The 4,361-nt window shown below is 57.1% G+C and carries 5 protein-coding genes; all 5 read left to right on the top strand.

The window, feature by feature from the left end:
- Positions 1-230: 230 nt before the first annotated feature.
- Positions 231-1,466: a pilus assembly protein TadG-related protein gene (locus EOA85_RS28885; RefSeq protein ID WP_127212030.1), complete on the top strand. Its 1,236-nt coding sequence runs from the start codon at positions 231-233 to the stop codon at positions 1,464-1,466.
- A 5-nt stretch (positions 1,467-1,471) separates the two neighbouring features.
- A complete protein-coding gene (locus EOA85_RS28890) occupies positions 1,472-1,915 on the top strand; it encodes a TadE/TadG family type IV pilus assembly protein (RefSeq protein WP_127212031.1) in 444 nt (147 codons plus the stop codon).
- Positions 1,905-2,315 (top strand): TadE/TadG family type IV pilus assembly protein, encoded by a 411-nt coding sequence (locus EOA85_RS28895; RefSeq protein WP_127212032.1) that lies wholly within the window; start codon positions 1,905-1,907, stop codon positions 2,313-2,315. Before EOA85_RS28890 ends, EOA85_RS28895 begins: the two co-directional genes overlap by 11 nt.
- A 300-nt stretch (positions 2,316-2,615) precedes the next feature.
- Positions 2,616-3,350 (top strand): hypothetical protein, encoded by a 735-nt coding sequence (locus tag EOA85_RS28900; protein WP_127212033.1) that lies wholly within the window; start codon positions 2,616-2,618, stop codon positions 3,348-3,350.
- 95 nt (positions 3,351-3,445) lie between these two features.
- Positions 3,446-4,361: YihY/virulence factor BrkB family protein (locus EOA85_RS28905; protein ID WP_164759944.1), on the top strand; the 916-nt coding region annotated here is incomplete at its 3' end.

Raw genomic sequence — 4,361 nt, forward strand, 5'->3', positions numbered from 1 at the left:
GGTCAGGGCGACATTGGTCATGCGCAAGTCCACTGCTTTTGATTTGAAGGGGGAATAGCAGGGAATGGTAACCTTTTGCCAACGAAACCGGCCGCCGTCGGCAATTTCTTGCGCATGCCCCCGGGGGACTGGAGAAGCTGGTTCAGCGTCGGCGGTTATCGAGGAGCGCAGCTAACAAATCGAGTGAAATTCTTAGACATTCCTTTATGCTTTGCTGCTTGAATAGGCAAATGGGATGGGGTGCCGGTACCTTCAGGCGTTTTTTCAGCTGTCCGCGACGAACCAGCGAGAGCGGCAACGTTGCTATTATTTTTGCCCTGTGTTTGCCGATTGTTGTCGGCGGAGCGGGGCTCGGTGTCGAGACTTCCTATTGGTATTACAGCAGCCTGAAGTTACAGGCGGTGGCGGATGCGGCAGCCTATGCTGGCGCTTTGGAAAAAGTTTCGGGATCCGACAAGCCAACGATTATCTCGGCCGCGACACTGTCGGCGATCACGAACGGCTGGGGACCATCGACAGGCACAATCGAGGTCTTCACGCCTCCATCGTCCGGACCGAATGTCGCAAAAAAGGCCGTTGAAGTAGTCGTCTATCAGACGCTCGATCGATTTTTCACATCGATATTCAGCCAAAGCGCGGTCGGCGCACAGGCCAGGGCTGTGGCTCTTATCACGGACGCGTCAAAAGCCTGCGTTCTGGCGCTCAATCCTTCCGCTTCGAGAGCGGCGCTCTTTTCCGGCAGTTCGAACCTCAAGCTGACCGGCTGCTCCGTCATGTCGGATTCAATCGCCGCGGACGCCCTCAAGCTTCAAGGGTCGGCATATCTGGAGGCCGATTGCCTGATATCGGCAGGCGGTGTTTCATTGAGCAACGTTGTAAAAACCGTTTGCGCGAACCCGCTTACCCAGGCGCTGCCCGCTGCGGATCCTTTTGCCGACTTGCCGGCGCCACCAGCCACGAACCCCTGTCAAAACGCCAATCAGTCGACCTTGCAACCTGGAACATACTGCAAGGGGCTCAGCTTGAGCGGCAGTGTAACGCTCTCGCCTGGGGTATATGTCGTTGAGGGGGGCGATTTCAAAGCAAGCGCGAACGCAAATATTTCCGGCGACGGAGTCATCATCTATCTGGCCGGCAGCTCCGGCGTCAGCATGAACGGTACGGCCACCGTCAAGCTTAGCGCACCGACGTCAGGCACCTATTCGGGTGTGCTGTTTTACGGCGACAGGGCAAACCTGGCGGGATCAAACTCGTTTAATGGCACGGCGGATTCGCTTTTGACCGGTGCTCTGTATTTTCCAACGCAGGGGGTTAAATATCTCGGCAATTTCTCGGGCCAAGGTGGTTGCACACAGGTCGTCGCCGATACGATAGAGTGGTCCGGCGCTACAAGCATCAAGCAGAATTGCACCAGCCTCGGGATGCGAGAGATTCCGGCGGCGCAATCCGTTCAGCTTGTCGAGTAACCGTCATGGAACGGCGGTCAGGTCGGTTTTTCCGCAACGATTCGGGTGTTGCTGCGGTGGAGTTTGCCCTGATTGTGCCGATCCTTTGCCTGGTGCTTTTCGGCATCATTGACGGCTGGTCTTTCGTATCAAGCTCGCTGTCGATGCGCGCAAGCGTCAAGACGGCGGCAAATCTTGTGATGGAGGGAGCAACCGACGACGCGGCCACCCAAGCCGTTGCCCTTTCGAGTTGGGAAAACCATCCCGAAGGCGCACAGGTTACACTGGGCCGGAAATACATGTGCGGAAGCTCCGTGGTCGATGCATCGAGCCTGTGCAACGGGGGGACGAAAGCTCCCTCGGTCTTCGTGGAAATAAAAGCGACGGCGACCTGGTCCCCGCCCTTCATTTTTGGCGCGTTTTCTCTTTCTCGCGACATCGGCCATCAAGAGGTGATCCGTGTCCGCTAAGCGGATCGCGAGAGCGTTCAGCCGTGATACATCAGGTGGGACTGGGCTGGAATTCGCGCTGATCGCACCTTTTCTGATAATGCTTCTGTTCGGTATTTTCGCATTCGGCTGGGCTCTGAATGTCATGTCCAGCGTTCGCTATACGCTGGAAACGTCCTCACGTGCGCTGCAATTGAAGAACTCGCTGACCGAGGCCGAAATAGAGGCCATAGCCACAGAAAAATTGCTGAGTTTGGGATTGAAAGATGTCGATGTGACGATAGCAATCGACCCTCCCAGCGGCGGCTTCCGCATGGCGCATCTCACGGCCAGATATGCTTTCGTGATCGAGTTCCCGTACTTCGACCAATATCCGATCAATTATGCGACAACTGTCACAGTTCCGTTGGTTGGATCGTGAGAGCGTCCAACAGCGCCTTTAGGCAACAGGCGGCGAGTGCCGATTGATTAACACCGCCGCAGGGGGATGGCGGCGATCGGTGGCGTGAGCGAACGGGTCGTCGTCGCTACAAAGACACTTTCTGGACAGGACAGCCATCACCGCGCTAGGCCGGACCAGGCTCGTCACGCTTGCGCAGTCATGCCGTCAGAGCGACGGCAAGCGGCCGGGCATAGGGCGGCATACGCAGCGGCAACTTGACAATGGCCCAGTCTTTCAAATTGTGTGAAATCACGATCAATAGAGAGTCGGCACAGACAGATGGGCGAGACAGATATGGCGTGGAGCGAAAGAAAGACCGGTTACGGCAAAGGCCACTATTTCAACCAAATGGGCCTTGCCCTGCTGGTGCTCGTCTTTCTCATCGCCCTGCCGCTCGCTTTCTTTCCCGAAGACATACGGAAGTTTTACCTCAGCGAAGGCGGTCCAATTGAAGTCTTCTCGGCCGCAGGCTACCTGATCGTCGTGGCAACGCTTGTCCGGGAAATGTCCTATCGAGACCTGCTCAAGCGGTGGTACCTTGTCGCCATCCTGATCGCGATGTGCCTGCGCGAGCTGGACTTTCATGCGCATTTCACCACCCACAACATCACCAAGACCACCCTCTATATCTCGCCTGACGTTCCGCTGTTGGAAAAGCTAATCGGCGCGACGGTCGTTATTGCCCTCGGCATTGCCTTCTATTTGCTCCTGAAGAACGGCTTCCGTAGCTTTGTGCACGGGCTTCGCCACGGCGAGGCGACTGCCGTGGCCATTGCCGCAGCTGTCGGCTGCGCCGTCCTTTCCAAGGTCATCGACGGGGCGCCATCAAATCTCACATTTCTCAGCATCCACCTCACCCGGATCTATACCTCCACAGTGTTCGAGGAAATCCTCGAATTGGGGATTCCGATCTTCCTAGCCATCGCGGCGTTCTCGGCCTTCCCGACGCAGGATGGTCTCACAAAGAGAGCCTCGGGACAGATCACGCCAAACAACCCAAGATCCGTCACCTAAACGCCGGATCCAAACGGACCAGAACTTCTCGAATGTGATGCTCTGGTCCGCTGCGGTGTTGCCTCTATTTGCTTGGGAAGCAGGTGAGGCAAAACATGTGGAATGTGGCGAAAGACGGCTGGACACTTCTTGAGGAGAGCATCCTCGGCTTCATCAATGACAATGCCTTGAGCCACGGGGCAGCGATGGCGTTTTATGCCACGACCTCGCTTGCACCGATCCTGCTCATCGTTGTCGCCATCGCTGGCATGGCCTTCGGAAACGATGCGGCACAGCTGGCGCTTTCGGCCCAGATGGCGGGCCTGATGGGTCCGCAGAGCGCCGAGCTTCTGCAAGCGACAATCGAGAACGCGTCGCACAAGGAGGCGGGAACTGTTGCCAGCATTTTGGGGCTCGTCACACTTTTGGTGACCGCATCCGGCGTGTTCGGCGAAATGCAGGTTGCCCTGAACGAGATCTGGAAAGTCAAACCGGGTGGCACATCGATTTCACGGCTCGTGCGGGCACGCGCTGCCAGCCTGGGTCTCGTCGCGGCGCTTGGCTTTCTGCTGCTGGTGTCCCTTGTCGTAAGCGCTGCAATTTCGGCGCTTGGAGATATCATCAACGCATATCTGCCCTTTGGCACCCTCATCCTGAGCGCAATCAACTGGATCGTTTCGTTTGCCCTGATCGCTCTGTTGTTTGCGGCAATCTACAAGGTCCTGCCCGACCGCGCGCTGCAATGGCGCGACGTTGGCGTCGGCGCGGTAGTAACGGCGTTTCTCTTCACGATCGGCAAGTCGCTGATCGGTTGGTATATCGGAACCAGCGCCGTCGCATCGTCATACGGGGCAGCCGGTGCGCTGCTCGTCGTGCTGCTGTGGGTCTTTTATTCGTCGGAGATCTTTCTGTTGGGCGCCGAATTTACACGAGCCTACTCGGTTCGATACGGCAGCCGATCCGATCTGGAGGCGACTATTGAAGCAAGTAAATCGCGAAATGATGCTGGCGACGCCGGCCAGGATCGAAAAG

Origin of the sequence: Mesorhizobium sp. M5C.F.Ca.IN.020.29.1.1 (assembly GCF_003997375.1) — a bacterium.
GTDB classification, from domain to species: Bacteria; Pseudomonadota; Alphaproteobacteria; order Rhizobiales; family Rhizobiaceae; genus Mesorhizobium; species Mesorhizobium wenxiniae.

Coding starts and splice junctions, on each gene's coding strand:
- EOA85_RS28890 (WP_127212031.1), top strand. CDS start 1,472: ATGGAACGGCGGTCAGGTCGGTTTTTCCGCAACGATTCGGGTGTTGCT.
- EOA85_RS28900 (WP_127212033.1), top strand. CDS start 2,616: ATGGGCGAGACAGATATGGCGTGGAGCGAAAGAAAGACCGGTTACGGC.
- EOA85_RS28885 (WP_127212030.1), top strand. CDS start 231: ATGGGATGGGGTGCCGGTACCTTCAGGCGTTTTTTCAGCTGTCCGCGA.